Below are 22,921 nucleotides of genomic sequence, written 5' to 3'. Positions count from 1 at the left end.
GGGGTGGGTTCGTTGGGTGGGTGTAGGCAGGGTTGAGCTGAGTGGACTGGAGATCGTGATGCAGTATCTGATTTCTGTGATTGACCATCGGACGGGGTCGGCGACCGCGGAGGAGATGGCGGCGATCGATGCCTTCAACGAGCAGTTGATGGCGGGCGGGCACTGGGTGTTCGCGGGTGGGTTGAGTGCGCCGAGCGACGCGACGGTGATCGACGCCCGGGGGGACGGCGAGCCGATCTTCACCGACGGGCCGTACCTGGAGTCGAAGGAGCACATGGCCGGGTTCTGGGTGTTCGAGGCGCCGGATCTGGACGTGGCGCTGAAGCTCGCCGCCGCGGCGTCGAAGGCGTGCAACCGCCGGCTCGAGGTGCGGCCGTTCCTGTGAGCGACGTCGACGAAGCGATCACCCGGGTCCACCACGAGGAATGGGCGCGGGTGGTCGCCTCGCTGACCAGGCGGTTCGGTGACCTCGACATTGCCGAGGAGGCGGCCGCCGAGGCGTTCGCGGCGGCGGTCGAGCGTTGGCCCGCCGACGGCGTACCGCCCAACCCCGGCGCCTGGCTGACCACCACCGCCAACCGCCGGGCGATCGACCGGATCCGGCGCGAGAGCAAACGTGACGACAAGCAGAAGGAGGCTCAGATGTCGTACGGCGAACCGCCCGAGCCCCTCGGTGTGATCGACGACGAGCGGCTCCGGCTGATCTTCACCTGCTGTCATCCGGCGCTCGCGATGGAGACGCGCGTGGCGCTGACGCTCCGGATGATCGGCGGCCTGACCGTGCCGGAGATCGCCCGCGGGTTCCTGGTCCAGGAGACCGCGATGGGCCAGCGGATCACGCGCGCGAAGGCGAAGATCAAGGCGGCCCGGATCCCGTACCGGGTGCCGTCCGCGGAGGACCTTCCGGGACGCGTGTCCGGCGTACTCGCGGTGCTGTTCCTCGTCTTCAACGAGGGGTATCTGGCGACCGGCCCGGACACGGACCCGGTCCGTCACGAGTTGACCGCCGAGGCGATTCGGCTCACCCGGCTGATCCGGGTGCTGCTGCCCGAGGACGGCGAGGTCGCGGGTCTGCTCGCGCTCATGCTCCTCATCGATGCGCGGCGTACCGCACGCGTGTCGGCGACCGGCGAACTGATCGCGCTGCGCGACCAGGACCGCGGTGCCTGGGACACGGCGTTGGTTGCCGAAGGCCACCGTCTCGTCCGCGAACGCCTCGCGACCCGGCAGCCACCGGGCCGCTATCAGATCCTCGCGGCGATCAACGCCGTCCACACCTCGGCCCGCGACGCGGCGGACACCGACTGGTCACAGGTCGTCGCGCTCTACGACCAGCTCGTCCGCGTCGATCGCTCACCGATCGTCGCGCTGAACCGCGCGATCGCGGTCGCCGAGCTCGACGGTCCGGAGGTTGCGCTGGCGACGATCGACCGGCTGAGCGACAAGCTGTCCGGGTACCACGCGTACCACGCTGCGCGCGCCGACCTGCTGCGACGGCTGGGCCGCAGCCAGGAGTCACGGGCCGCGTACGACGCCGCGATCGAGCTGGCCGAGAACACAGCCGAGGTCGCGTACCTGAGCCGCCGCCGCGATCAGCTGGTCAGCTGACGGCCGTAGCGCGCGAGGTAGTGCCAGACGTACTTGATCGACTGCGCCGGATGGTCGCGGACGGCTTGGCCGAGCAGGTCAGGGGTGAGTTCCGGGCCGAGCGTGCGGGCGAGGTCGACGATCTCCGCGCCGCGGTACGACGGATCGAAGGCGGCCGGGTCGGCGCGGAACCCGGGGTGGTACTCGATCGGGCAGCCGAGCTCGCGGGCGGCGTCCTCCACCGGCGTACCGATGAACGACGGGTCGAGGACCACCGCCTCGACGTCGATCGCGAGACGGACCGCGCCGTGCACCTGTGCCTCGACGTAATCGTCCAGGTCGTCGAGGCGTGCCGCATCGGCCAGTTGGCACAGTCGCGGCAGGACGTCGCGGTCGCCGAAGTCGGCCGGGGAGCGCGCGGAGTCCGGGTAGCAGAACGTCGCGCGCTCGATCGTGCCGGGTTTCAGCCGCAAGTACGACGACCCGAAGCGGATCGCGCCGCCGTACGCATCACGCCGCCGGTTCCACACCCCGTACACGGGCCGATCCAGCTCCGGTCGGTCGTCGTACCGCCCGGAGAACAACCGGCTCTCCCACTCCCACCGGTCTCCCCCGCGGAACGCCGTCAGCCCGCCGTTGGAGATCCCCGTCGCGAACTGCGACCGGTAGGTCCCGTCCGCGGCGATCGACTCGATCACCGTCCGCGCGCCATGCGGCCAATTGGGATGGAACTGCATCGTGAGCATCAGAACGGCCCCGTCTCACGCCCGTCGGCGCCGACCATGATGAATCGAAGCCGCTCGTCGAACCGGCCGGCGGTGAGCCAGTGCGCGAACGCGATCCGCGCGGTCGGCGGCATGTCGAGCGTCGCCGGGTCCATTGACAGATCGAACCACCGGAGGTCGCCCTCGGTGCAGTCCGTCGGCCCAGGCACCGTGAGGTTTGCGGTGAAGTAGTACGTCGTACGCACCTCTTCGCCGGTGTCGCGTACGGCGACGTACCGCAGCGCGAGGTCGGTGAGTTGGTCGGCCGTGACACCGACCTCCTCGTCCAGCTCGCGGAGCGCGGCCGCTGTCGGGTCGGTGAGCTCGTGTGGCTCGAGGTGACCGCCGATGCCGACCCAGGAGTCGGCGATCGCGCGGGATCCGCGGCGGTAGAGGAGCAGCACGCTTCCCTCGCGCACGAGGAAGACCGACGTCAGGTGCCGGGCCGAGCGGAGTGACACGTCAGACGTTGACGTTGAAGCCGAGGTCCAGGTCGCACGCGGCCTGGCCGCCGCGGATCCCCCAGTTCGAGGTGGGGTGGTCCCGGACGAGGATCGTGACGTGGTCCGCGGGGATGCCGAAGGGCTTCAGGTTGCCGACGATCTCGGTGTAGAGCTTGCGCTTGGCGTCGACCGAGCGGCCGGCGAAGCAGTCGACGGTGACGAGGGTGAAGAACTCGGGCGTGGTCAGCCGCGGCGAGCATGCGAACCGATGCGGGGCATGGACGACCAGACGCACATCCTTGTCCTGCGGCGGGATCTGGAACGCGGTGACGAGCGCACCGTGCACCGCCTCGATCAGTCCGGCCTCGTCGGTCTCGGAGTACTCACGACGAACCTCGATCTGCGCACTGGGCATCAACAAATCCTTCCACAATCGGCAGCAACACCCCCGACCCCATCACGAAGCAGCCACTCCGGCGACCGAATTCCTGTCGGTGGTGGCGGGCAGACTGCGTTGACATGAGTGCGAGGATTCCGCGTGGGGCGGCGGTTGTGGTTGAGGCGGGCACGGTTTTGGTGGTGAAGCGGTACCTGCGGCAGGGGGCGGCCGCGGAGTGCGTGATGTGCGAGTACGGCGACGTACCGGGGCCTCGGTGTGAGGGGCATCGGTACGCCGTACTTCCCGGTGGGCATGTGGAGGCGGGTGAGTCGGCGGCGGGTGCTGCGCTGCGTGAGCTCGAGGAGGAGACGACGCTGACCGGCACGCTGGACCGGTTGCTGTGGACCGGCACGCACAACGGGCGGCCCGCGTACTACTTCCTGGTCAGCGACGTGAACGGCGTACCGCGACTGTCAGGTGACGAAGCGGTGGAGCATTGTGCGACGAATCATTTCGAACTGCGGTGGGCCGACGCGGCGGACCTGGAGCGATTCGGGATCTACCCGCCCGAGCTGCGCGGACGTTTGACACGCCTACTTGAGTAAGGCCTCGGCGATCATTCGATGTCCTTGCTGCTCGAAGGACTCGTCGCCGACCTGGTGCGCCCACACCGCCGTGCTGATCGCCTCCCGCAGCCGGGCGCGCTGCCAGGCCGCCGGGTCGCGCGGGTCCGAGCCGTAGCCGGTGATGAACGCCGGCTCCAGACTCGGCTGAGTGCGGAACTGCTGCGCGGCGAGACGAACGAGGTCGGTGTACGCCGGGCGCAGGTCCGCGCGGCCGAAGTCGATGACGCGGACAGTGCCATTGTCGATGAGCCAGTTGCGGGGCTGCCAGTCGCCGTGGGTCGGCACGAGCGTCGCGGGCGGGGTCGGCCACGCCTCGATCGTTGCCCGGAGAAGGTCGGCCAGCTCAAGCGCGATCCGGTGCGGCCTGTCGAGTATCGCGAGCGTGCGCTGGTTCTCACGGGATTCGTAGGTGTCGTCCGGTACGGCGGATTGCCGGTGAAATGTCGCGAGCAGTTCGCCGGCCTGGTGATAAGTGTCGAGCGCCCATTCGTAGGGCGTTCCTTCGACGAGCTCACCGGGTAGGAAACGGGTCAGCAGCAGCTTCGCGTCCTCGTCCGCGTGGACCATTTCGGGGGCGCTCCCCCGCTCGGTCCACGGCCGCAACCAGTTGCGGTGGGCACGGATCTCGCGGGCGAGATGGTGGTCGGCCTCGTCGCCGGCCTTCGCGATGTAGCGCACTCCGTGATGCTCGAGCTCCAGGACCAACGTCCCGATCAGGCCCCAGCTGTGGTCACGCACGATCACGGCGGACGGTAGCCAGTCGTCGAGGAGTTGTTGCTGTCGTCCGGTGAGTCCCACGCGCACGAGAGTAGCGCAAGAAATATGCGGGAAAGGGTGGACGAATTACTTGGAAGGATTTATCCTGGCCGAATGCAGAATTCACAGGAGAATGCGTCCCTAACAATTAACTTATCACCGGGAATTGCAGAAAGCAAGTCCGGCGAATTCTGGACACTCGGAGAGGTCGCGGTCCGGCGGATCGGGTTCGGCGCGAAGCGGCTCGCGGGCGGCGGCAGTGACGCCGGGGCCGACGGGGCCGGCGGCGCCGACGTGCAGGACCGGGCGATCGCGCTGCTGCGACGGGTCCTCGAGCTCGGGGTGAATCACATCGACACCGCGGCGTTCTACCCGAGCCACGGGCTGGCCGGCGAGACCCGGTTCGAGAGCCTGGGGTGGGCGAACGACGTGATCCGTCGCGCGCTGGCGCCGTACCCGGAGGAGTTCGTGCTCGCGACGAAGGTCGGCCCGACCGATCACGGGCTGGCGCGGCCGGACGAGTTGCGGGACCTCGTCGAGAGCGACCTCCGCGCCCTCGGCGTGGACTCGCTGGACCTCGTGTATCTGCGGCAGATGGGCCTGGACTCGATCGCGGAGCACTTCGGTGTCCTGGCCGAGCTGCAGGCGAAGGGCATGATCCGGCACCTGGGTGTCTCGAACGTGCGGGTCGCGCAGCTGCACGAGGCGCGGGAGATCGCGCCGGTCGTCGCGGTGCAGAACCGGTACAGCGTGGGGTTCGGGCGAGTGAATGACGAGATCTTGCAGCTGTGCGGTGAGCTGGGGATCGCGTTCATCCCGTTCTTCACGCTCACCGCGGAGTCACGGGAGGCCGGCGGGGTGCCTGATTCGGCGCCGGTGCAGGAGATCGCGGATCGCCACGGGGCCACGGTTGCGCAGGTCCGGTTGGCGTGGACGCTGAGCCGCGGGGAGCACGTGCTCGCGATCCCGGGTACGTCGAGCGCGCGCCACCTGGAGGAGAACCTGCGCGCCGGCGAGCTCACGCTGTCGGCCGAGGAACTCGCCGTCCTGGACGCGGTCGTCGACTGACCGATGCGGCTCGGGCGTCAGTCGTAGAACCGCCGGACGCTCGAGCCGATCCGGGTCACGTCGGTGCCGTAGATGTGCAGCGAGATCGCGGTCTCGGCGAAGGTGTTGTGGACCCGGTGGATGTCGCCCGGCGGCGCGAACGCGCTCACCTCGCCGACGTGGTTGTCACTCGCGCCGATCCGCCGCAGGTCGGCGTCGAACAGTTCCTCGTGCTCGACGCCCTGGAGTACGCCGACCACGCACCAGGTCACGTGATCGTGAATCCGCGTCAGCTGCCCCGGCCGCCACACCACCGCGATGATCGAGAACGAACCGTCCGGCTCGACGTGCAAGGTGTGGCTCTGGTAGCCGTCAGGCGATCCGAGGCGCTGTTCGGCGGTCAGTACGTCGGGGCGCGGGAAGTTCTCGCGCAGCCGGGCCCCGACATGCTGCGCCGTTGTGGTCCAGTCGGCGTGCTCCTCGAGGGCCCCCCGAATGCCGCTGATCAGGTCGGTGAGCTCGCTGGTGGTGATCGCTGTTGTGGTCATGTCTTGAGCCTGCTCCGGCCAACCCATAACGTCTAATGCCAAGTTTCGTCCTCACCCATAGATGGAATTGATACATGCTCGATGTCACGAGGTTGCGCGTGATCGACGCGGTCGCACGCCACGGCTCGGTGACCGCGGCCGCGCGCGAGTTGCACTACTCCCAGCCGTCCGTCACGCACCACCTCGCGCGCCTGGAAGCCGAGACCGGCGCGCAACTGCTGCAGCGCGTCGGGCGCGGCATCCGGTTGACCGAGGCCGGGCGGCTCCTCGCGGACCGCGCCGCCGAGATCATCGGCCGGATCGACGCCGTCGATGCCGAGTTGGCGGCGCACGTCGGTCTGAGCGCGGGCCGGATCCGTTTGGCCGGTTTCTCGTCGGCGATCGGAGCACTCGTTCCGGCCGCCCTCGCCCAGCTGGCCGCGAAGCATCCCGGGCTGGAGGTCAACCTGGTCGACACCCATCCACCCGAAGCGTTCGAGCTGCTCCGCACCGGGAAGGTCGACGTGGCGATCGTCTTCCGGTACGACGAGACCGCGCCCGAGCCGGCCGGCGTACGGCTGCACCATCTCGTCGACGATCCGCTGTACGTGCTGTCGAACGGACCGTCCACGCTGGCCGGCCTGCGCGACGCGACCTGGATCGCCGGGTGCGATCGGTGCCGCAGCCACCTGATCGCGCTGTGCGCTGCCGAGGGCTACGCACCACGGATCGGCTACACCTCCGACGACATGGTCGTGATGCAGGCGCTTGTCGCGGCCGGCCTCGGCGTGACGACGATGCCGGGCCTTGCGCTGCGCACCCACCACGTCGCAGGCATCACCGCGAGCGAACTGCCCGGTTCCCTACGCCACGTGTACGCCGCGACGTACGGCGAACCGCCCGACCCACCGCCGATCGCCGCCCTGGTCAGCGCCCTCCAGGAGTCCGCGCGACAGGAGTCCGCGGGGCGGTGACGTACGATCGCGCGGTCCGGACGAGAGGATCTGTGGGATGCGTGCTGTTGCGTTCTTCGACGTCGACGGCACCTTGGTGCCCGGGATCTCGTCGGCGGTGTACCTGGGTGGGTACCTCGGCCACCAGGAGGCGGTCGCCGAGGCGGAAGCGGCCTGGGACGCCGGCCTGATGGACCCACGGTCGGTCGAGGAACTCGACGCACGCGGCTGGGCCGGCACCAGCGAGGCGCAGATCCGGGAATGGCTCGAGGACATTCCGCTGGTCGACGGAATCGCCGAGGTCGTCGAGTGGTGCCATGCGCACGAGGTCGTGCCGGCGCTGGCAACTCTCGCGTGGCGACCGGTCGGTGAGTTCTTGTGCTCGCGATTCGGCTTCGTCGAGGCGTCCGGACCGACGCTGGAGGTGCGGGACGGGATCTACACCGGCATCTCACTGACCGGCAGCGACGAGTTCAAGAAGCGAGACTTCGCCCGCGACTTCGCGAACAACCACGGTCTGACACTCTCAGGCTGCGCCGCCATCGGAGACAGCCTCTCGGACCTCCCGCTGTTCGCCGAAGTCGGCCTGGCCATCGGCTTCAACGCAACCCAAAAGGCCCGAGCCCTCGCCCACACCAACCACACCGGCCCAGACCTCCGCGCAATCCTGCCAGCCTTCGAAGCATGGCTCGGATCCTGAAACCATCCTGTTCGACCTCGACGGCACCCGGACGCCGACGTACCGCGGGTGCGGGAGCTGACTCAGGTCCTGCAGGTTCTCAGGCGCTGACCTCCTCGGTTGTGTCCGAGCCGGTCTGCGGGTCGTAGACGTAGACTTCCGTGCCGGTCCGGGGATCGCGGGCGTGCACGGTGTGGAACATCGGGCCGAACGCTCTGCCGAGCTCGACGATCGTTGCGCCCGCGCCGAGCACACCGCGGACCAGCGCACTCGGCGCGGTGAGGTCGATTCGGGTGATGACGCCTGGCGTTACCCAGACCGGTTTGTTCGCCAGTTGGGCGGTCAGTTGGTGATGTAGGTGTCCGCACAGGACTGCCTGCACGTCGGTGTCGGCCAGGACAGCGCCTAGGGCCTCAGGCTCCTGAAGTACTGCGGACCGCTGATAGGGCACAGCGTCCGTCCACACCGGTGGATGGTGAAGTACGACGATCGACCCGGCCGGTGCAGGTGTGCTCAGCTCGGCTGCTAGCCAGTCCAGCTGGTCGGGGCCGAGTACGCCGTACGTCTCGCCTGGGACGAGGCTGTCGAGGGTGATCACGCGCAGCCCGGCGACCGAGCTGACGGCCGCGATCACGCCGTCGAGGCCTGCGGCCCGGCCGATCGGTGCGCCGTCCGGACCGAGATGACCGTGGCCGAGTGCGGCCGTGAAGCCTTCGCGGCGATCGTGGTTGCCGGTGCAGTACACGTGCGGGATGCCGCGCTCTGCGGCGAACTGGCCGACCAGGTCGCGGACCGTCGTACAGCCTGCGGCCGAGCCGTCGTCCGCGATATCGCCACTGACCACCACCAGATCCAGGTCTGGAACCCGCCGTACGTCGTGCAGCAGACCGCGGAGCGCGCTGACTCCGTCGACTCCGTCCTCGTCCGGGCCGGTGCGGCTCACGTGGGTGTCGGACAGGTGCAGGATCCGGACCATGACGTGACTCCTCGATGTCGTTGCCTTAGGCACCCAGGCGGTCGATGCCTGTCACGTCACTCCCCGGTGGTCCGGCCCACCCTCGCCAGTCGTGTACGGCCACCTTAACGGCTAGCCGAAGGTCATCTCATCGGTCTTCTGGACGGTGGCGGTGCGGCCCGGCGCTCGGTGGTTCTCCCAGTAGAGGTTGGTGTGGGCGATGACCTTGTCGGGCGTCGGCGCGCCCCATTCGGTCAGGTCCTCGGTGGTGTGGGCGTCGGCGACCAGGGTCACGTCGTACCCGCGGACCATCGCGCCGTGGATCGTCGAGCGGATGCACTCGTCGGTCTGCGCGCCGCTGACGATCAGGTGGCCGATGCCGGCGCGGGCGAGGACGTCTTCCAGGTCGGTCGCTTCGAAGCTGTCGGCGTACGTCTTGTGGACGAGCGACTCCGAGCCCTCCCGGGACAGCTCGGGCACGAGTTGCCACTCGGCGCTGTCCTTCACGAGGTGCTCGCTGGAGTGCTGGACCCAGACGACCGGGACTCCCCCGGCGCGGGCCTTGCCGACGAGGGTGCTGATGTTGGCGACGACGCGATCGCGCTCGTACGCCTCCCCCACGACACCGTTCTGGACGTCGATCACGAGCACGGCCGTGTGCGGCCGATCGGACAACGTGGACATCTCGGCTCCTCTCCAAACGTGTACGGCGAACGCTAGACCCGACCGCCGACAGTCTTTGAGGGCTCTCCTGTCCGATGTGTGGGTGATGACCAGCCCGATCCGGGGTCGTGAGACAGGCAATGGTGAGTGGGCACCTGATATTGCCCGTCCCCGGTCACCATTGCCTGTCCCCACCCCCCACCATCGGTCTGGCGGTCGGTCACCAGCGGGATAGAACGGGTCCGGCGGCCTTCTCGTGCGAAGGGTGCCCCGGCAGCGGGCTGCGTCGTCGGCCCGCGTGAGCTGTCTTGGTGGGAACGAAACCGTCGCGATATGCAACTTTGTATCCCCGCTCTTCGGGTCCGCCCCGGGACCGGGCAGCCGAGCGAACCCCCACGTCCCACCCACCACTTCCCAAGGGCCGCGGGGCCCCAAACCGGTTCGGGGAGGATCACCTCCCGTATCCGGGGTGCAGGGCTCCCCGATCCCGGACGAGATGGTCCCCGAACTGGTTTGGGGAGCGAGAGCGACCACGCGGTACGGGTCAGCTTCGCAACCGCAGCCGAACGGTCGGTACGTCGCCGTCGTCGAGATCCTCCGCCCGCCGTACGGCGGCCTTCACCGGCAGGATGTACCGCCCGTCCTTGGGGAACATCGACGTGTCCCAGACGCTCGCGCCGATCTCGGCGGTCACCGGGATCATTCCCCACCCGTACGTGACGAAGTTCGACTCCGCCTCGAAGTAGGCGCTCTCCTCGTCCGGGACAGTGATGAAGTACCACGGCGCCGGCCCGCGCCAGTACCAGATCTCGCCGGCGAACTCGATGTCGTTCAGGTCGCTTCCAGCCACTCGTCCAGCACTCCCATGAACTCGTCGAGGTGTCCGTACCACACCGAATGCCCCGCACCCGGCACCGTCCGGACCCAGAATCCCATCTCTTCCAGCTCCCGCGCCCGCTCCGGCGAGACGTAGCGGCTCGGGTCGGCCCGAACCACCAGCGACGGCACCGCCGGCCTTTCGACCGATTGTCCGATGTACGAACGCTCAAGCGCGACGGCCGTCTCGACGTCGAACCGAGCAGCCGCCTCCGCCTCGACCCGGCAGTCTTCAGCGGACCAACCGGGCCGGGGAGCCAGCCGCTCCACTGTGCGTGCGGCGCGGGAGGTCGTGAAGCGTTCGCGCAGTTCCGCGGCCGGTGCCGGTGGGTCGGTGGACGGGCCGGAGAAGGGTACGTCGACGTACACGACGCGACTGGCCCGGAGGCGAGGCAGCGCGTGGGACAGCACGATCGCGCCGAGTGAGTGGCCGATCGCGAGCGCAGGCGGGGTATCGACGGCCGCGAGTACGGCGTCGACGAACAGCTCCATCGTCGCGTCAGGGGCACGTGGAGCGTCGCCGTGACCGGGCAGGTCGATCGCGACCGCCCGGTAGCCGCGAGCCGCCAGCGCGGGGCCGACCGCGTGGTACTGCGAGGCGGCGCCGCGCATGCCGTGGACGAGGAGCGCCACGCGGTCGCCGGATCCCCAGATGAGCATCAGCCGGGCAGGTCGGTGCTGGGATCGTCGAGCGGCTCTGTGCTCGCGGCCAGTAGGCGTCGTGCGAGGAACTGGGCGGCGGCCAGCAGTTCGGGGCCGCCGATGATGCGGAACGGGGCGCGGATCTCGGCGAGGTGGGACGCGTACCAGTCGGGCTCGTCGGTGCTGGCCAGGAGCCGGGTGCGGTTGTCGTCGATGGGATCCAGACGACCCATACTGCGCGGGATCCAGCAGGCCGCATCCGCCAGAGGTGCGTCGATCTCGACCTCGATCGGGTACCGCCAGCCGAGCGCGAGGTGTTCCTCCACGGCGGCCAGCGGATCGAGATCGGCCGGTGGCTCGAACGACGCCGGTTGCGCCTCGACCTTGGTGATCTTGTCGACGCGCAGCACGCGCCGGGCGTCCTTGGCGTGCGACCAGCACAGCAGGTACCAGCGACCCCGGCGTACGACGACCGCCCACGGGTCGACGTCCATCGACCACTCGTCCTGGTGCCGCCGGTACCCGATCGTCACGCGCCGCGCGTCCGCGCTGTGCGACACGAGGGCGGCGGTGATCTCGGGATCCGGGGTCCGGGCCCCGGGATCGGGGCCGCGCGCGGGGACCCGGCGGATCGCGTCGGTCGACCGGGCGACGGCCTCGGGCAGCACCCGGACGATCTTCCCAAGGGCGTCCTCGACCGGATCCGCGGCGCCGCGCGGTCCCTCGAGCACCGCCATCAACAGGCCGAGCGCCTCGGTCGGGCTGAACATCAGCGGCGGCAGCCGCAGACCGCGTCCGACCCGGTAGCCGCCGTAGGGCCCACGCACCGACTCGATCGGGATGTCGGCCTCGCGCAGGATCGCGACGTACCGGCGAGCCGCGCGCTCGGAGACGCCGAGCTTGTCCCCCAGTTGCTCCGCGGTGATCCCGGGGCTGTTCTGGATCAGCTCCAGGACCATCAAGGTCCGCGCCGTCGGGCTCACGTCGTACGCCATCAGTCACCATTCCGGAAGAAGTCCGTCCGGATCTGAGGGTAGCCCGTTTTAACTGCTCAGACGGTGAGCGGTTTGTCTGCGACGATCGGGGGCATGCGCGCGGATCGGTTGGTGGCGGTGCTGTTGCTGATGCAGGCCCGGGGCCGGGTGACCGCGGCCGACGTCGCGGCGGAGCTGGAGATCTCGGTGGCGACCGCGCGCCGGGACCTGGAGGCACTGTCGACGGCCGGCATCCCGGTCTATCCGCAGCCAGGTCGCAACGGCGGCTGGCAGCTGGTCGGCGGTGCCCGGACCGATCTGAGTGGCCTGACGGCGACCGAGGCGCAGGCGTTGTTCCTGCTGGTCGGGCCCGCGGCATCGATCGCGCCGGACGCGAAGGCGGCCTTGCGCAAGCTGGTCCAGGCACTGCCGGGCACCTTCCGCGAACACGCGCAGGCCGCGGCCGAGGCGGTCGTGATCGACCCGGCCCGCTGGGGCGAGCACGTGAAGGAACGCCCGGAGCTGGTACGTCGCCTGCAGGACTCCGTCGTACGGCGGGAGCGGGTCCGGCTGGTGTACTCGGGACGCGGCCGGGAGACGTCGGAGCGGGTGGTGGATCCGCTCGGTCTCGTGGACAAGGACGATGTCTGGTACCTGATCGCGTGGACGGAGAAGGGGCAGCGGACGTTCCGGATCGACCGGGTCGTCGACACCGAGGCGACCGGCGAGACCTTCGAGCGGCCGGACGGGTTCGAGCTGTCGTCGGCGTGGGCGGAGATCGTCGAACGGATGGAGGAACGCCGATCGGGGCTGACGGCAACTGTCCTGATGGACGAACGGTTCGTGTGGGTGATGCGGGACCGGCTCGGCCGCAACTGCGAGGTCGACGGGACCGACGGCGACCGGGTCCGGCTCAAGGTGACCGCGCCGACGCCGTTGATGATCGCGCAGCATCTGGCCGGTTGGGGCGGGTCGATCGAGGTCGTGGATCCGCCGTCGGTGCAGGCGGAGCTGGCGCGTCTTGGCCGGGAATTGACGCAGCGCTATGCCGCGGTGGACCACCGGGATGAGTAAGGTGCCATGGTTCATCGTGTCCCGACACCGCCCCTCAATCAGCCTCAGGAACCATCCGTGACCACATCCCCTCCCCAGCCGCCGCAGAACCCGTACTCAGGTCAGCCGGACGGCTACGGTCCGCCACAGCAGCAGTTCCCGCAGTACAGCCAGCCGGGCCAGCCCCAGCAGCCGGATCAGTACCAGCAGCCGGGTCAGCCCCAGCATGGTCAGCCCGGTCAGCAGCAGTACGCGGGGCAGCCGGGTCAGTACCAGCAGCCGTACGGCGGTCAGCAGGCCGGCCAGACGTTCCCGCAGGACGGCGGTCAGCAGTACCCGCCGCAGGGCCAGTACCCGGGCCAGCAGTACCAGGGTCAGCAGCAGTACCAGCAGGACCAGTCGTTCCCCCAGCAGGGGCATGCACCCCAGGGTCAGATGGCCTGCCGCTTCTGCGGCGGCTACCCGGCGACCGAGGCCACCGTGCGCGGTCACCAGGGCCTGATCATCATCATGCGGTTCCTGAAGCTGCAGGGGCCGTTCTGCCGGACCTGCGGGGTCGCGTCGGTGCGCGACATGACCGCGAAGAGCCTCTGGCAGGGCTGGTGGGGTATCGGTTCGTCGATCATCAACCCGATCACGATGCTGATGAACATCGGCCCGATGCAGAAGTTCAAGGGTCTGCCCGAGCCCACGCCGGGTCCGGGCCGCCCGATGGACCCGGGCAAGCCACTGTTCCAGCGGCCGGCGATCCTCGGTCTGCTGCTGCCGATCGCGCTGATCGGCGTGATCGTGTTCGCGAACCTGAACTCGACCGAGTCGAAGGCCAAGATCGGCGCGTGCGTCGTCAACCAGGGCACGTCGGTCAATCCGGACGTGAAGGTCGTCGACTGCGGGTCCTCGGAGGCCGAGTACAAGATCGTCGACAAGATCGACGACTCGACCGACGACAGCCAGTGCGGCGAGAACGCCGAGGCGTCGTACGTCTACCAGAGCGGTTCGACGAAGTACACGCTCTGCCTCACCCCGGTGAAGTAGCGAGTGTGGGGTCCCGGCGACGGGACCCCACACCTCAGCTGTAGTACCCGTCGACCGGCACGCGCGCCTCGTCGTACAGCGCCGGGCCTTCCAGCGGTACCTCGGGGAAGCCGCCGGCCGGCTTGAGTCCGTCGAGCTGTTCACCCGACAGCGCGAACACGACCTTGCCGAGGCCGGATCTCGCGAGCGCTCCCGAGCACATCCCGCACGGCTGGCAGCTCGTGTACATGGTGGTGCCGGCCGCGACCTCGGGCGCGAGGTGCTGGGCGGCCCAGACCGCGAGCTTCAGCTCCGGGTGGAAGCTGATGTTCCCTTCGGTGAGCGTGGTGTTCCGCTCCTCGATCAGCACGGCGCCGTCCGGGCCGACCAGCAGCGAGCCGAACGGCGGGTTCCCGCCGCTGCGTGCCTCCGCGGCGAGCGCGATCGCACGGCGCAGGAATCCTTCTGCCTCAGGTGTCACAGGTGTCACGTGGTCTCCAGTCCAGTTCGTCGCGCGGCGATCGTCGCCAGCGCCTGCCAGGCCGTCTCGGGCCGTTCGGTCTCGTCAGGATCGCCGACGAACGGATCGAGTACGACGCTCTGCGCGCCGAGTTCCCGCAGTACCGCGAGGTCTCGCATCACCTGGTCGATCGACCCCTCCCCCGCCACCCGATCGTCGTCGGGCAAGGGCTCGTCCGTCAGCCGGAGCAGGATCCGCGGCGCGAACCCTGGCAGCGGCCGGTCCTCCTCCGCCGCGACCGTCCGCAGCCGATCGAGCCCCGACCGGAGCTGCTCGATCGTTTGCCGGAGCGGGTGCCACGCGTCGCCGTACCGGACGGTCCGGCGCAACCCCGCCGTACTCGAACCGCCGACCCAGATCGGGACCGCTGCGTCGCCGTAGTCCGCCTTGTCGGCCCAGACGCGCCGCAGCTCGGCAAGCAGCTCGTCCGTGTCCCGGCCGCGGCGCGCATGCTCCGCGCCGAGCGCCTCGAACTCCTGCCGCGCCCAGCCGACCCCGACGCCGAGCACCAGCCGCCCGCCGCTCAGCGCGTCCAGGTTCGCCGCCATCCTTGCCACCAGCAACGGATGCCGGTACGGCGCGATCAGCACGGTCGTGCCCAGCCGGACCCGCTCGGTGATCCCGGCCAGCCAGCTCAGCGTGGTGAACGGTTCGTAGAACGGCGCGGGGTACTGCTCCGCGACATCCGGCGTGATCACCACATGGTCCGACACCATCAGCAGGTCGTACCCGAGTCCCTCGACGACGCGCGCCCAGTCCCGCAGCCGCGCCGGGTTCGTTCCCGGGCCGAAGTTCGGCACATTCACTCCAAGTTCCACGCCCTCAGGCTATCCAGGCGGCGACGCACTTCTGAAGACATTCCTCCCGGCGTACGTCGTCGTTCGCCGGGGAATCGACGGTAGATTGTGCGTATGACCGAGAGTCTCGATCCGACCGACTGGGCGATCCTCAGCGAACTGCAGGACGACGCCCGGATGTCCCTGACGCAACTCGGCAAGCGGGTCAACCTGAGCGCCTCGGCGACCACCGAGCGGGTGCGCCGGCTGGAGTCGATCGGCGTGATCACCGGGTACCGCGCCGAGGTCGACCTGACGAAGGTCGGCTACCCGGTGCTGGCCGTCGTCCGGCTGAAGTACCCGGGCAACAAGCACGAGCCGCTGCACCGCCTGCTCGCCGAGCGGCGCGAGATCCTGGAGTGCCTGCGCACCACCGGCGACGACTGCTACACGCTGAAGGTCGCCGCCGCGTCGATGCCGCACCTCGAGGAACTCGTGAACGAGCTGACCGACTTCGGCAGCACGACCACGAACCTCGTCTACTCACAGACCCAGCGCTATCGCGGCCCGCAAAAGCCAGTGACCGATCAGGCGTGAGGATGAGAGCGTTACCCGGTGCTCAAGGTGCTGGGGATCGACGTCACGCCTGACCTGCTGGAGCGATGGGTCGACTGGCTCGCGCCGGACGAGCAGCCGTTCTTCGTCACGAGGAAGCAGGCGAGCGCCTGGAAGCTGACGACGGAAGACCGCGAGCCGAGCCGGGAGGATCGCGACACCTACCGGACGTACGCCGTCGACCCCAAGGCCGCTCGGACTGCTTGGCTGCGCCAGGAGGCGTACGACGCCTTGCCGAAGGCGGCGCGGGCGGCGCTGGTGCGGGCGCAGGTCGGCTACGACCGTGGGGCGGTTCCGACGGTGCGGAAGTGGTCGCGGATCGTCGGGGCGGAGGTGTGGCAGCAGGCGGACGGGTATCGGTTCGTCTGGTGGAAGTCGCTCCTGCGCGAGCCGGCGCGCGTGCTGCCTGACGTCGTGAGCCAGGATCTGGGGCCGAGCCGGCATGCCGAGGTCAGGTCCTGGCCCGCGGCGCTGCCCCGCGTGCGCGAGTTGGCCGGCACGTTTCCGGACGGCAGCGGGCCGAACTGCTTCGGCACCGTGATGGCGGGCTGCGGCGTCGACGGCGCCGAGTCGGTGTGGATGGTGCGCGAGCCCTTCGAGGAATGGTTGGCGAACCACACCGACCGCGGCGGCAAAGACGACGTACCGGGCACTGTCTTCGTCTGGCGTGACGCCGCGCGGCTGGTCCAGCACGCGGCGCTGACCATCGGCGACGGATGGATGATCCACAAGCCGTCGCAGTCCTGGATGACGCCGCGGAAGGTGCGGACGGTCGCCGAAGTGAAGCGCGCCACGCGGACTGCCGGCTGGCGGCTGGAGCGTCATAAGCTGGTCGCGTGAGGTTGCTCGTCACTGGGGCCGCTGGTCTCCTGGGGCGTGAACTCCTGCGCACGGGCACCCACGAGGTGGTCCCGACGTACCACTCGCAAGAGATGCCGGGTGGGGTGCAACTCGACGTACGGCGACGCGACGCCGTCCGCGACGTGATCCGCAGCGTCCGCCCGGACGGGATCATCCACACCGCCTACCGGCAGGACGACTGGGCGACCACCGCGGACGGCGCTGTCAACGTCGCGCTGGCGGCCGAGGGCGTGAGGCTCGTCTTCGTGTCGAGCGATGCGGTCTTCGGGCCTCGGGAAACGCCGTACGCCGAGCACGAGTCACCCTGCCCGATCACGGCGTACGGCGCGGCGAAGGCGGCGGCCGAGACGGCGATCCGCGCCATCACACCGGAGGCGATCATCGCGCGGACCTCGCTGATCGTCGGATCGGACGGTCACTCGGAGGAGGAACGGCGCGTACGACGGCTCGCGGCCGGCGAACCCGGTGCGTTCTACACCCACAACATCCGCTGCCCGGTCCACGTCAACGACCTCGCGACGGCCCTGCTCGAGCTCCTCATGTCAGACGTCATCGGCGTCACCCACGTGGCCGGCCCCGAAGCGCTCAGCCGACTCGACCTCGGCCGACTGATCGCCGTTCGCGACGGTCTCGACCCACAGGCGCTGCCGTTCACGCCAGGTACGCCGTCGGACATCCGTCTCGACTGCAGCCGTACTCAGGAAGCCCTGAAGACCCGGCTTCGGCCGGCAAGCGAGTTCCTACTCCCCTGACTGCTCAGGCGTCGTTGACCGTCGTGGTGACCGGCGTGCCGAGCTCGACGGTGCGACTGACCGTGCAGAGGCGGTCGTGCGACATCTTCACGGCGCGCGGCAGCGCCTCGCGGGCCTTGTCGCCGTCCTCGCCCTCGGGGAAGTTGATGGTGAACTCGACGGCGAGGTTCTCCATCCGGTTGCCTTCCTCGGCGTCCCGGATCTTGTCGCCGCGGACCACCGCGCTGAACTCGGTCGGCTCGGCCCGCCGGCTGACCACGATGTCGACATCGATCGCCGAGCAGGTCCCGATCGCGGCCAGCAGCAGCTCGACCGGCGTGAAGTCGGTGTCCGCACCGCCCGAGCCGACCGTGATGCTCCCGCCGCGGGCGTTCCGCACCTCGTAGCTGCTGTTCGCGAGCCGCTCGAAAGTTACCTGCCGGAGTGTGTCAGCCATGTCCCGTCACATTCTGTTGCTTGTGGCAACGCCATAGGGGGTCAGAGGTTCTCAAGCGCCTCGGCGACGGGGGTGTCCCCGCCGATCAGCTCGAGCGTCCGGCCGATCGCGGCCGGGGTGTCACAGAGGCCCGCCAGTACCAGCGCGACGTCGTCGCGGGTGATCCGGCCGCGACCGGTCTTGGCGGCGAGGTACACCGTGCCGGTCCCGGGGTCGTCGGTCAAGCTGCCGGGCCGCAGGACGGTCCAGTCCAGGTCCCTGGCGCGCAGGTCCTCCTCGGCAGCCCACTTGGCCCGGAGGTAGACCGTGAACGTCTCGTCGTCGGTCAGCGACGGGGCGAGTTCCGCGTTGATCGAGCCGACCTGGATGTGCCGCCGTACGCCGGCCTGCTCGGCAGCGTCCGCGAACAGCGCGGCCGCACCGCGGTCGACCGTGTCCTTGCGCGCTTTCCCGCTGCCCGGACCGGCGCCCGCCGCGAAGATCGCCACGTCCGCGCCCGTCAGTACCTCGGCCACGGCGCCGGCGTCGGCCTGCTCGAGGTCGAGTACGGCGGCCTGCCCGCCGGCCGCGGCGATGTCGGCCTCGTGGTCCGGGTTCCGCACGACTCCGACCACCTGATGCCCGTCGGCGCTCAGCAACCGCGTCAGCCGCAACGCGATCTGCCCGTGTCCACCCGCAATCACGACTCGCATACCCGCAGACTATCTCTGTGCACGCAACGACCGTTGACGGGACGAGGATCGCGTACCAGGTTCGGGGCACCGGGCAACCACTTGTCCTGCTCGCCGGGCAGTCCAACAACCACACGTGGTGGGATCCGATCCGGGCGGATTTCGAAGCGCACTACCGAACCATCACTTTGGACTGGCGTGGAACCGGCGAGAGCGACAAGCCGGACGAGGTCTACAGCACGCCCGGGTTCGCGGACGACGTGGTCGCGGTGCTCGACGATCTCGGCCTGGACAGCGCGCACGTGTACGGGACGTCCATGGGTGGGCGGGTCGCGCAATGGCTGGCGATCAAGCATCCCGAGCGGGTCAACGCCCTGGTCCTGGGCTGCACCTCGCCCGGCGCGGCGCACGGGTACGAGCGCAGCCAGGAGATCCGCAAGGCGCTGGCCGATCCGGAGCGAAGCGATCGCGTGCTGCTCGAACTCATGTACACCCCGGCGTGGCTCGCTGAGAACCCCGGTCCGTACTACGTGCTCGGTGACGGGTCCATGCCGTCGTACGCCAAAGGCAGGCATCTGGTGGCCAGTAACCGGCATGACGCGTGGGACGGCCTGCCGACCATTGCCGCGCCGACGCTGATCCTGCACGGCACCGACGACATCTTCAGTCCGGTCGCGAACGCGCAACTGCTCGCCGACCGGATCCCCGGGGCCCGCGCCGAACTCGTCACCGGCGCCCGGCACGCCTATTTCCACGAGTTCCGGTCGGTCGCAAGCCTGGCGGTCCTAACCTTCCTGGCCGCCGCGCAGGACCGGACGTAGCGCGTCCAGGACGGCGGGGTCCTCGATGGTCGACGGGACCTGTTCGTCGCGGCCGTCGGCGATCCCGCGCATCGTCCGGCGCAGGATCTTCCCGGACCGGGTCTTGGGCAGTGCGTCGACCACCGACACGTCCCGGAACGCGGCGACCGGCCCGATCTCGCGTCGTACGGCGGCCACCAACTCGTCCCGCAGTACGTCGTCCGGCACCGTCGCGCCCGCCTTGAGGACGACGAAGGCCCGCGGCAACTGCCCCTTGAGCGGGTCGTGCACGCCGATCACCGCACACTCCGCGACCGCCGGGTTCGCCGCGACGACCGCCTCGATCGAGCCCGTCGACAAGCGGTGCCCGGCGACGTTGATGACGTCGTCGGTGCGGCCCATCACGAAGATGTAGCCGTCGTCGTCGATGAACCCGCCGTCGCCGGTCAGGTAGTAGCCGTCGTACTCCTGGAGATAGCTGTCGATGTAGCGCTGGTCGTCGCCCCACAGCGTCGGCAGCGCGCCCGGCGGCAGCGGCAGCCTGATCGCGATCGCGCCCTCCTCGTGCGGCAGCAGTTCCTTGCCGTTCGGGTCGAGGATCCGCACGTCCCAGCCCGGCATCGGCACGGTCGCCGAGCCCGGCTTGGTGGGCAGCGGCTCGAGCCCGCGCGGGTTCGCAGCGATCGGCCAGCCGGTCTCGGTCTGCCACCAGTGGTCGACCACCGGTACGCCGAGATGCTCGTGCGCCCAGTGGTACGTCTCCGGGTCGAGCCGCTCCCCCGCCAGGAACAGCGTCCGGAACATGTCCAGCGGGTGCTTCGCCAGCTCCGCCGCCCCGGGATCCACCTTCTTGATCGCGCGGATCGCGGTCGGCGCCGTGAACAGCGCCTTCACGCCGTGCTCGGAGATCACCCGCCAGAACGCGCCCGCGTCCGGCGTCCCGACCGGCTTGCCCTCGTACAGGACCGTGGTCGCCCCGGCCAGGAGCGGCGCGTACACGATGTACGAGTGGCCGACGACCCAGCCGACATCGGACGCCGTCCACCACACGTCACCCGGCCCGATGTCGTACACGTTGCGCATCGTCCAGGCGAGCGCGACCGCGTGGCCGCCGTTGTCGCGGACGACACCCTTCGGACGTCCCGTCGTGCCGGAGGTGTAGAGGATGTAGAGCGGGTCGGTCGCCGCGACCTGTACCGGCCCGGCCGGCTGCGCCTTCGCGGTCAGCGCCGTCCAGTCGAGGTCCCGTTCGCCCAGTTCAGCCCGGGCCTGCTCGCGCTGGAACACGATCGTGTGCTCGGGCTGGTGCGACGAGATCGTCAGCGCCTCGTCGATGATCGGCTTGTACTCGACCACGCGAGCCGGCTCGATCCCGCACGACGCGGCGACGATCACCTTCGGGCCGGCGTCCTCGATGCGGGCGGCGAGCTCGCGCGGGGCGAAGCCGCCGAAGACGACCGAGTGGATCGCGCCGAGGCGGGCGCACGCGAGCATGGCGACGACGGCTTCCGGGATCATCGGCATGTAGACGATGACGCGGTCACCTTTGCCGACGCCGAGGGAGGCCAGTGCGCCGGCGAACTGCGCCACCTCGTCGCGGAGCTGGGCGTAGGTGTAGGTGCGGCCCGTTCCGGTGACCGGGGAGTCGTAGATCAGCGCCGTACGGCCGCCGTCACCTGCCTCGACGTGCCGGTCGAGCGCGTTGTACGACGTGTTCAGCACGCCGTCGGGGAACCAGTGGAAGATCGGCGCACCGGTCGCGTCCAGCGCCTGGGTCGGCGGTCTCGTCCAGAAGATCGCCTCGGCCGCCTCGAGCCAGAACCCGTGCGGGTCGCCCAGGCTCCGCCGGTAGCTCTCCTCGTACCTGCCCATACCCTGGCCTCCATCCGTCGGCTGTTCCCCATCGTGGCAGGGTTGGAGCATGACGGTAAGCCTCGACGACGTGCAGCAGGCCGCGGAACGGATCGCCGGGCGGGTACGCCGTACGCCGGTGATCGAGGTGGCGCCGGGGCTCACGTTCAAGCTGGAACTGCTGCAGCACACCGGCTCGTTCAAGCCGCGCGGAGCGTTCAACCGGTTGCTGACCGCGAAGGACAGCGGTGAGCTGACCGGGCAGGGCATCGTCGCCGCGTCCGGTGGCAACCACGGGCTGGCGGCGGCATACGCGGCGCGCGAACTCGGCGTACCGGCCCGGATCTTCGTCCCCGAGACGACCCCGGCCGCCAAGCTCGGAAAGCTCCGCACCCTCGACGCCGACATCGTGCAGGTCGGATCGGAGTACGCCGAGGCGTACCAGGCGGCGCTCGCGGCGCGGGACGAGACGGGTGCGTTGCTGGTGCACGCCTACGACCAGCCAGAGGTCGTCGCCGGGCAGGGCACGGTCGGGCTCGAACTGCTGGAACAGGCCGGCAGGTTCGACACGGTCCTCGTCGCGGTCGGCGGCGGCGGCCTGATCGGCGGCATCGCGACCGCCATCGGCGACAACGCGCAGGTCGTCGGCGTCGAGCCGTCACAGGCACCCACCATGCACCGGGCCCTCCAAGACGGAGCACCGACAGACGGCCCGGTAGGCGGCGTAGCAGCCGACTCGCTGGGCGCACGCCGCCTGGGCACCCTCGCCTTCGACGCGGTCCAGGAGCACCACGTGCAGTCCGTCCTCGTCGACGACGACGCGATCGTTGCCGCCCGCAAGCAGCTCTGGCGCGACTACCACCTGGCAACCGAGCACGGAGGAGCAGTCGCCTGGGCGGCCCTTGCGTCCGGCGCCTACCGGCCGGCCGCGGGCGAGCGGGTGGTCGTGGTCGTCTGCGGGGCGAACACCGACCCCGCCACACTCACTTGACGCGTCGCTGCTTGTCGTCGGCCAGGACCCAGGCAGCGAGCGCACCGGCGATACCGCCGAACAGGTGACCCTGCCAGGAGATCCCGTCCTGGGGAAGCAGCCCGCTGAACAGTGCGCTGCCCCAGACCATCACGACGATGATCCCGAGCAGCACCTGACCGAGCCGGCGGTTGAACAGCCCGCGGAGAATCAGGTACGACGCGTACCCGAAGACGAGCCCGCTGGCGCCGATCGTGATCGTGTTCGGCGGTGAGATCAGCCAGGTCCCGAACCCGCCGATCACCGTCACGATCGCGGTCACCGCGAACAGCCGGGCCGCGCCGCTGACCGCGATCAGGGCGCCGAGCGTGACCAGCGGCAGCGTGTTCGAGACCAGGTGACCGAACCCGAGATGCAGGAACGGCGCGGTCAGGATCCCGATCAGGCCGCGCGGCTCGCGGGAGATGATCCCGTACTGGTCCAGCGCGCCGTTCGTCACGGTGTCGATGACCTCGCTGAGCCACATCAGCCCCACCAGCACGACGAGCAGCTTCAGCCCACTGCCGATCCGGGCGGTGTCCACCGCCCGCCCGGTGCGCTTGGCCGGAGTCTGGAAGCTCATACCCCAACGATGCCGTATCGGCGCAAATCTCAGCCTGTGACAGGCGCGGCGACAGCGCACAGTGATCCCTGAGACACTGGGAGTGGCATTCGTCGAGGTGAGGGGGAAC

At 69.6% G+C, this 22,921-nt stretch carries 30 protein-coding genes and 1 riboswitch; of the genes, 13 read left to right on the top strand and 17 right to left on the bottom strand.

Annotated features, from left to right (window positions below):
* The first annotated feature begins 58 nt into the window (after positions 1–58).
* Together E0H50_RS31930 and E0H50_RS31925 are read left to right on the top strand one after the other, a co-directional pair.
* Complete coding sequence (locus E0H50_RS31930; RefSeq protein WP_131294580.1) at positions 59–385, top strand: YciI family protein; 327 nt, start codon at positions 59–61, stop codon at positions 383–385.
* On the top strand, positions 382–1,608 hold the full coding sequence (locus tag E0H50_RS31925) for an RNA polymerase sigma factor (RefSeq protein WP_131294578.1): 1,227 nt from the start codon (positions 382–384) through the stop codon (positions 1,606–1,608). The genes E0H50_RS31930 and E0H50_RS31925 overlap by 4 nt, the downstream gene beginning before the upstream one ends.
* On the opposite strand, the gene E0H50_RS31920 is transcribed toward E0H50_RS31925, so the two are convergent.
* From E0H50_RS31920 to E0H50_RS31910, 3 genes are read right to left on the bottom strand one after another with little or no spacing between them, the layout of a single operon-like run.
* On the bottom strand, positions 1,593–2,324 hold the full coding sequence (locus tag E0H50_RS31920) for a DUF3626 domain-containing protein (protein WP_238151488.1): 732 nt from the start codon (positions 2,322–2,324) through the stop codon (positions 1,593–1,595). The two genes, E0H50_RS31925 and E0H50_RS31920, sit on opposite strands and share 16 nt — an antisense overlap.
* An 8-nt stretch (positions 2,325–2,332) precedes the next feature.
* Positions 2,333–2,812: an NUDIX domain-containing protein gene (locus tag E0H50_RS31915; RefSeq protein WP_131294574.1), complete on the bottom strand. Its 480-nt coding sequence runs from the start codon at positions 2,810–2,812 to the stop codon at positions 2,333–2,335.
* 1 nt (position 2,813) lies between these two features.
* On the bottom strand, positions 2,814–3,209 hold the full coding sequence (locus tag E0H50_RS31910) for a tautomerase family protein (RefSeq protein ID WP_131294572.1): 396 nt from the start codon (positions 3,207–3,209) through the stop codon (positions 2,814–2,816).
* 104 nt (positions 3,210–3,313) lie between these two features.
* Here E0H50_RS31910 and E0H50_RS31905 point away from each other — a divergent pair, with 104 nt between their 5' ends.
* Positions 3,314–3,778 (top strand): NUDIX domain-containing protein, encoded by a 465-nt coding sequence (locus E0H50_RS31905; protein WP_131294570.1) that lies wholly within the window; start codon positions 3,314–3,316, stop codon positions 3,776–3,778.
* Here the strand turns inward: E0H50_RS31905 and E0H50_RS31900 are convergent.
* Positions 3,767–4,597, bottom strand: a complete 831-nt coding sequence (locus tag E0H50_RS31900) for a phosphotransferase (RefSeq protein WP_131294568.1) — start codon at positions 4,595–4,597, stop codon at positions 3,767–3,769. The two genes, E0H50_RS31905 and E0H50_RS31900, sit on opposite strands and share 12 nt — an antisense overlap.
* Positions 4,598–4,669: 72 nt before the next feature.
* Between E0H50_RS31900 and E0H50_RS31895 the strand changes: the two genes are divergently transcribed.
* Entirely contained in the window at positions 4,670–5,623 is a 954-nt protein-coding gene (locus tag E0H50_RS31895; protein WP_131294566.1) for an aldo/keto reductase, read from the top strand.
* Between the two features lie 17 nt (positions 5,624–5,640).
* Here E0H50_RS31895 and E0H50_RS31890 read toward each other — a convergent pair whose 3' ends face one another.
* Entirely contained in the window at positions 5,641–6,150 is a 510-nt protein-coding gene (locus E0H50_RS31890; protein WP_131294564.1) for a cysteine dioxygenase family protein, read from the bottom strand.
* A gap of 74 nt (positions 6,151–6,224) precedes the next feature.
* Here E0H50_RS31890 and E0H50_RS31885 point away from each other — a divergent pair, with 74 nt between their 5' ends.
* Positions 6,225–7,103, top strand: a complete 879-nt coding sequence (locus E0H50_RS31885) for a LysR family transcriptional regulator (protein WP_131294562.1) — start codon at positions 6,225–6,227, stop codon at positions 7,101–7,103.
* Positions 7,104–7,140: 37 nt separating this feature from the next.
* Positions 7,141–7,782 carry an HAD family hydrolase gene (locus E0H50_RS31880; protein ID WP_131294560.1) on the top strand — a complete coding sequence of 214 codons (642 nt, stop codon included), beginning with the start codon at positions 7,141–7,143 and terminating at the stop codon, positions 7,780–7,782.
* A 79-nt stretch (positions 7,783–7,861) separates the two neighbouring features.
* Here the strand turns inward: E0H50_RS31880 and E0H50_RS31875 are convergent, their stop codons facing one another.
* The 5 genes from E0H50_RS31875 to E0H50_RS31855 form a co-directional block, all read right to left on the bottom strand.
* On the bottom strand, positions 7,862–8,737 hold the full coding sequence (locus E0H50_RS31875; RefSeq protein WP_131294559.1) for a metallophosphoesterase family protein: 876 nt from the start codon (positions 8,735–8,737) through the stop codon (positions 7,862–7,864).
* Positions 8,738–8,761: 24 nt separating this feature from the next.
* Positions 8,762–8,840, bottom strand: a riboswitch (ZMP/ZTP riboswitch).
* A gap of 8 nt (positions 8,841–8,848) precedes the next feature.
* Positions 8,849–9,400, bottom strand: a complete 552-nt coding sequence (locus tag E0H50_RS31870; RefSeq protein WP_131294557.1) for an isochorismatase family protein — start codon at positions 9,398–9,400, stop codon at positions 8,849–8,851.
* A 523-nt stretch (positions 9,401–9,923) separates the two neighbouring features.
* Positions 9,924–10,229 carry a DUF1905 domain-containing protein gene (locus E0H50_RS31865; RefSeq protein WP_202868417.1) on the bottom strand — a complete coding sequence of 102 codons (306 nt, stop codon included), beginning with the start codon at positions 10,227–10,229 and terminating at the stop codon, positions 9,924–9,926.
* Positions 10,211–10,915: an alpha/beta fold hydrolase gene (locus E0H50_RS31860; RefSeq protein ID WP_131294555.1), complete on the bottom strand. Its 705-nt coding sequence runs from the start codon at positions 10,913–10,915 to the stop codon at positions 10,211–10,213. The genes E0H50_RS31865 and E0H50_RS31860 overlap by 19 nt, the downstream gene beginning before the upstream one ends.
* Positions 10,915–11,892, bottom strand: coding sequence for a helix-turn-helix transcriptional regulator (locus E0H50_RS31855; RefSeq protein WP_131294553.1), 978 nt, complete (start codon positions 11,890–11,892; stop codon positions 10,915–10,917). Before E0H50_RS31855 ends, E0H50_RS31860 begins: the two co-directional genes overlap by 1 nt.
* A 93-nt stretch (positions 11,893–11,985) precedes the next feature.
* Here E0H50_RS31855 and E0H50_RS31850 point away from each other — a divergent pair, with 93 nt between their 5' ends.
* The gene (locus E0H50_RS31850) at positions 11,986–12,945 is read left to right on the top strand and encodes a helix-turn-helix transcriptional regulator (RefSeq protein WP_131294551.1); all 960 of its coding nucleotides are present in this window, start codon (positions 11,986–11,988) and stop codon (positions 12,943–12,945) included.
* Positions 12,946–13,041: 96 nt separating this feature from the next.
* Here E0H50_RS31850 and E0H50_RS44030 read toward each other — a convergent pair whose 3' ends face one another.
* Positions 13,042–13,344 (bottom strand): hypothetical protein, encoded by a 303-nt coding sequence (locus E0H50_RS44030; protein ID WP_238151485.1) that lies wholly within the window; start codon positions 13,342–13,344, stop codon positions 13,042–13,044.
* Positions 13,345–13,359: 15 nt separating this feature from the next.
* Between E0H50_RS44030 and E0H50_RS44025 the strand changes: the two genes are divergently transcribed.
* Positions 13,360–13,959, top strand: a complete 600-nt coding sequence (locus tag E0H50_RS44025; RefSeq protein WP_238151483.1) for an LppU/SCO3897 family protein — start codon at positions 13,360–13,362, stop codon at positions 13,957–13,959.
* 34 nt (positions 13,960–13,993) lie between these two features.
* On the opposite strand, the gene E0H50_RS31840 is transcribed toward E0H50_RS44025, so the two are convergent.
* Positions 13,994–14,419 carry a nucleoside deaminase gene (locus E0H50_RS31840; protein WP_131294547.1) on the bottom strand — a complete coding sequence of 142 codons (426 nt, stop codon included), beginning with the start codon at positions 14,417–14,419 and terminating at the stop codon, positions 13,994–13,996.
* Positions 14,420–14,424: 5 nt separating this feature from the next.
* Entirely contained in the window at positions 14,425–15,276 is an 852-nt protein-coding gene (locus E0H50_RS31835; protein WP_131294544.1) for a TIGR03619 family F420-dependent LLM class oxidoreductase, read from the bottom strand.
* A 93-nt stretch (positions 15,277–15,369) separates the two neighbouring features.
* Between E0H50_RS31835 and E0H50_RS31830 the strand changes: the two genes are divergently transcribed.
* From E0H50_RS31830 to E0H50_RS31820, 3 genes are read left to right on the top strand one after another with little or no spacing between them, the layout of a single operon-like run.
* Entirely contained in the window at positions 15,370–15,831 is a 462-nt protein-coding gene (locus E0H50_RS31830; protein WP_131294542.1) for an Lrp/AsnC family transcriptional regulator, read from the top strand.
* 18 nt (positions 15,832–15,849) lie between these two features.
* Complete coding sequence (locus E0H50_RS31825) at positions 15,850–16,689, top strand: hypothetical protein (RefSeq protein ID WP_131294540.1); 840 nt, start codon at positions 15,850–15,852, stop codon at positions 16,687–16,689.
* Positions 16,686–17,462 (top strand): SDR family oxidoreductase, encoded by a 777-nt coding sequence (locus E0H50_RS31820; RefSeq protein ID WP_131294538.1) that lies wholly within the window; start codon positions 16,686–16,688, stop codon positions 17,460–17,462. Before E0H50_RS31825 ends, E0H50_RS31820 begins: the two co-directional genes overlap by 4 nt.
* A 4-nt stretch (positions 17,463–17,466) precedes the next feature.
* On the opposite strand, the gene E0H50_RS31815 is transcribed toward E0H50_RS31820, so the two are convergent.
* The gene (locus tag E0H50_RS31815) at positions 17,467–17,898 is read right to left on the bottom strand and encodes an OsmC family protein (RefSeq protein ID WP_131294536.1); all 432 of its coding nucleotides are present in this window, start codon (positions 17,896–17,898) and stop codon (positions 17,467–17,469) included.
* Between the two features lie 41 nt (positions 17,899–17,939).
* Positions 17,940–18,590: an SDR family oxidoreductase gene (locus tag E0H50_RS31810; protein ID WP_131294534.1), complete on the bottom strand. Its 651-nt coding sequence runs from the start codon at positions 18,588–18,590 to the stop codon at positions 17,940–17,942.
* A gap of 17 nt (positions 18,591–18,607) precedes the next feature.
* Here E0H50_RS31810 and E0H50_RS31805 point away from each other — a divergent pair, with 17 nt between their 5' ends.
* On the top strand, positions 18,608–19,390 hold the full coding sequence (locus E0H50_RS31805; protein ID WP_131294532.1) for an alpha/beta fold hydrolase: 783 nt from the start codon (positions 18,608–18,610) through the stop codon (positions 19,388–19,390).
* Here the strand turns inward: E0H50_RS31805 and E0H50_RS31800 are convergent.
* Positions 19,355–21,241, bottom strand: coding sequence for a propionyl-CoA synthetase (locus tag E0H50_RS31800; RefSeq protein WP_131294530.1), 1,887 nt, complete (start codon positions 21,239–21,241; stop codon positions 19,355–19,357). The genes E0H50_RS31805 and E0H50_RS31800 overlap by 36 nt on opposite strands.
* Before the next feature lie 49 nt (positions 21,242–21,290).
* Between E0H50_RS31800 and E0H50_RS31795 the strand changes: the two genes are divergently transcribed.
* On the top strand, positions 21,291–22,211 hold the full coding sequence (locus tag E0H50_RS31795; RefSeq protein ID WP_131294528.1) for a threonine/serine dehydratase: 921 nt from the start codon (positions 21,291–21,293) through the stop codon (positions 22,209–22,211).
* On the opposite strand, the gene E0H50_RS31790 is transcribed toward E0H50_RS31795, so the two are convergent.
* Positions 22,204–22,812 (bottom strand): rhomboid family intramembrane serine protease, encoded by a 609-nt coding sequence (locus E0H50_RS31790; protein ID WP_131294526.1) that lies wholly within the window; start codon positions 22,810–22,812, stop codon positions 22,204–22,206. The two genes, E0H50_RS31795 and E0H50_RS31790, sit on opposite strands and share 8 nt — an antisense overlap.
* Positions 22,813–22,921: the final 109 nt, after the last annotated feature.

Origin of the sequence: Kribbella sindirgiensis, from assembly GCF_004331435.1 — a bacterium.
Lineage (GTDB): Bacteria > Actinomycetota > Actinomycetes > Propionibacteriales > Kribbellaceae > Kribbella > Kribbella sindirgiensis.
This window is presented reverse-complemented; position numbering and strand designations above follow the sequence as displayed.

Excerpts from the sequence above, each read along its gene's own strand:
- E0H50_RS31930 (WP_131294580.1), top strand. The coding sequence starts at position 59 with ATGCAGTATCTGATTTCTGTGATTGACCATCGGACGGGGTCGGCGACC.
- E0H50_RS31920 (WP_238151488.1), bottom strand. The coding sequence starts at position 2,324 with ATGCAGTTCCATCCCAATTGGCCGCATGGCGCGCGGACGGTGATCGAG.
- E0H50_RS31910 (WP_131294572.1), bottom strand. The coding sequence starts at position 3,209 with ATGCCCAGTGCGCAGATCGAGGTTCGTCGTGAGTACTCCGAGACCGAC.
- E0H50_RS31905 (WP_131294570.1), top strand. The coding sequence starts at position 3,314 with ATGAGTGCGAGGATTCCGCGTGGGGCGGCGGTTGTGGTTGAGGCGGGC.
- E0H50_RS31895 (WP_131294566.1), top strand. The coding sequence starts at position 4,670 with ATGCAGAATTCACAGGAGAATGCGTCCCTAACAATTAACTTATCACCG.
- E0H50_RS31890 (WP_131294564.1), bottom strand. The coding sequence starts at position 6,150 with ATGACCACAACAGCGATCACCACCAGCGAGCTCACCGACCTGATCAGC.
- E0H50_RS31885 (WP_131294562.1), top strand. The coding sequence starts at position 6,225 with ATGCTCGATGTCACGAGGTTGCGCGTGATCGACGCGGTCGCACGCCAC.
- E0H50_RS31880 (WP_131294560.1), top strand. The coding sequence starts at position 7,141 with ATGCGTGCTGTTGCGTTCTTCGACGTCGACGGCACCTTGGTGCCCGGG.
- E0H50_RS31875 (WP_131294559.1), bottom strand. The coding sequence starts at position 8,737 with ATGGTCCGGATCCTGCACCTGTCCGACACCCACGTGAGCCGCACCGGC.
- E0H50_RS31870 (WP_131294557.1), bottom strand. The coding sequence starts at position 9,400 with ATGTCCACGTTGTCCGATCGGCCGCACACGGCCGTGCTCGTGATCGAC.
- E0H50_RS31860 (WP_131294555.1), bottom strand. The coding sequence starts at position 10,915 with ATGCTCATCTGGGGATCCGGCGACCGCGTGGCGCTCCTCGTCCACGGC.
- E0H50_RS31855 (WP_131294553.1), bottom strand. The coding sequence starts at position 11,892 with ATGGCGTACGACGTGAGCCCGACGGCGCGGACCTTGATGGTCCTGGAG.
- E0H50_RS31850 (WP_131294551.1), top strand. The coding sequence starts at position 11,986 with ATGCGCGCGGATCGGTTGGTGGCGGTGCTGTTGCTGATGCAGGCCCGG.
- E0H50_RS44030 (WP_238151485.1), bottom strand. The coding sequence starts at position 13,344 with ATGCCCCTGCTGGGGGAACGACTGGTCCTGCTGGTACTGCTGCTGACC.
- E0H50_RS44025 (WP_238151483.1), top strand. The coding sequence starts at position 13,360 with ATGGCCTGCCGCTTCTGCGGCGGCTACCCGGCGACCGAGGCCACCGTG.
- E0H50_RS31830 (WP_131294542.1), top strand. The coding sequence starts at position 15,370 with ATGACCGAGAGTCTCGATCCGACCGACTGGGCGATCCTCAGCGAACTG.
- E0H50_RS31815 (WP_131294536.1), bottom strand. The coding sequence starts at position 17,898 with ATGGCTGACACACTCCGGCAGGTAACTTTCGAGCGGCTCGCGAACAGC.
- E0H50_RS31810 (WP_131294534.1), bottom strand. The coding sequence starts at position 18,590 with ATGCGAGTCGTGATTGCGGGTGGACACGGGCAGATCGCGTTGCGGCTG.
- E0H50_RS31800 (WP_131294530.1), bottom strand. The coding sequence starts at position 21,241 with ATGGGCAGGTACGAGGAGAGCTACCGGCGGAGCCTGGGCGACCCGCAC.
- E0H50_RS31795 (WP_131294528.1), top strand. The coding sequence starts at position 21,291 with ATGACGGTAAGCCTCGACGACGTGCAGCAGGCCGCGGAACGGATCGCC.
- E0H50_RS31790 (WP_131294526.1), bottom strand. The coding sequence starts at position 22,812 with ATGAGCTTCCAGACTCCGGCCAAGCGCACCGGGCGGGCGGTGGACACC.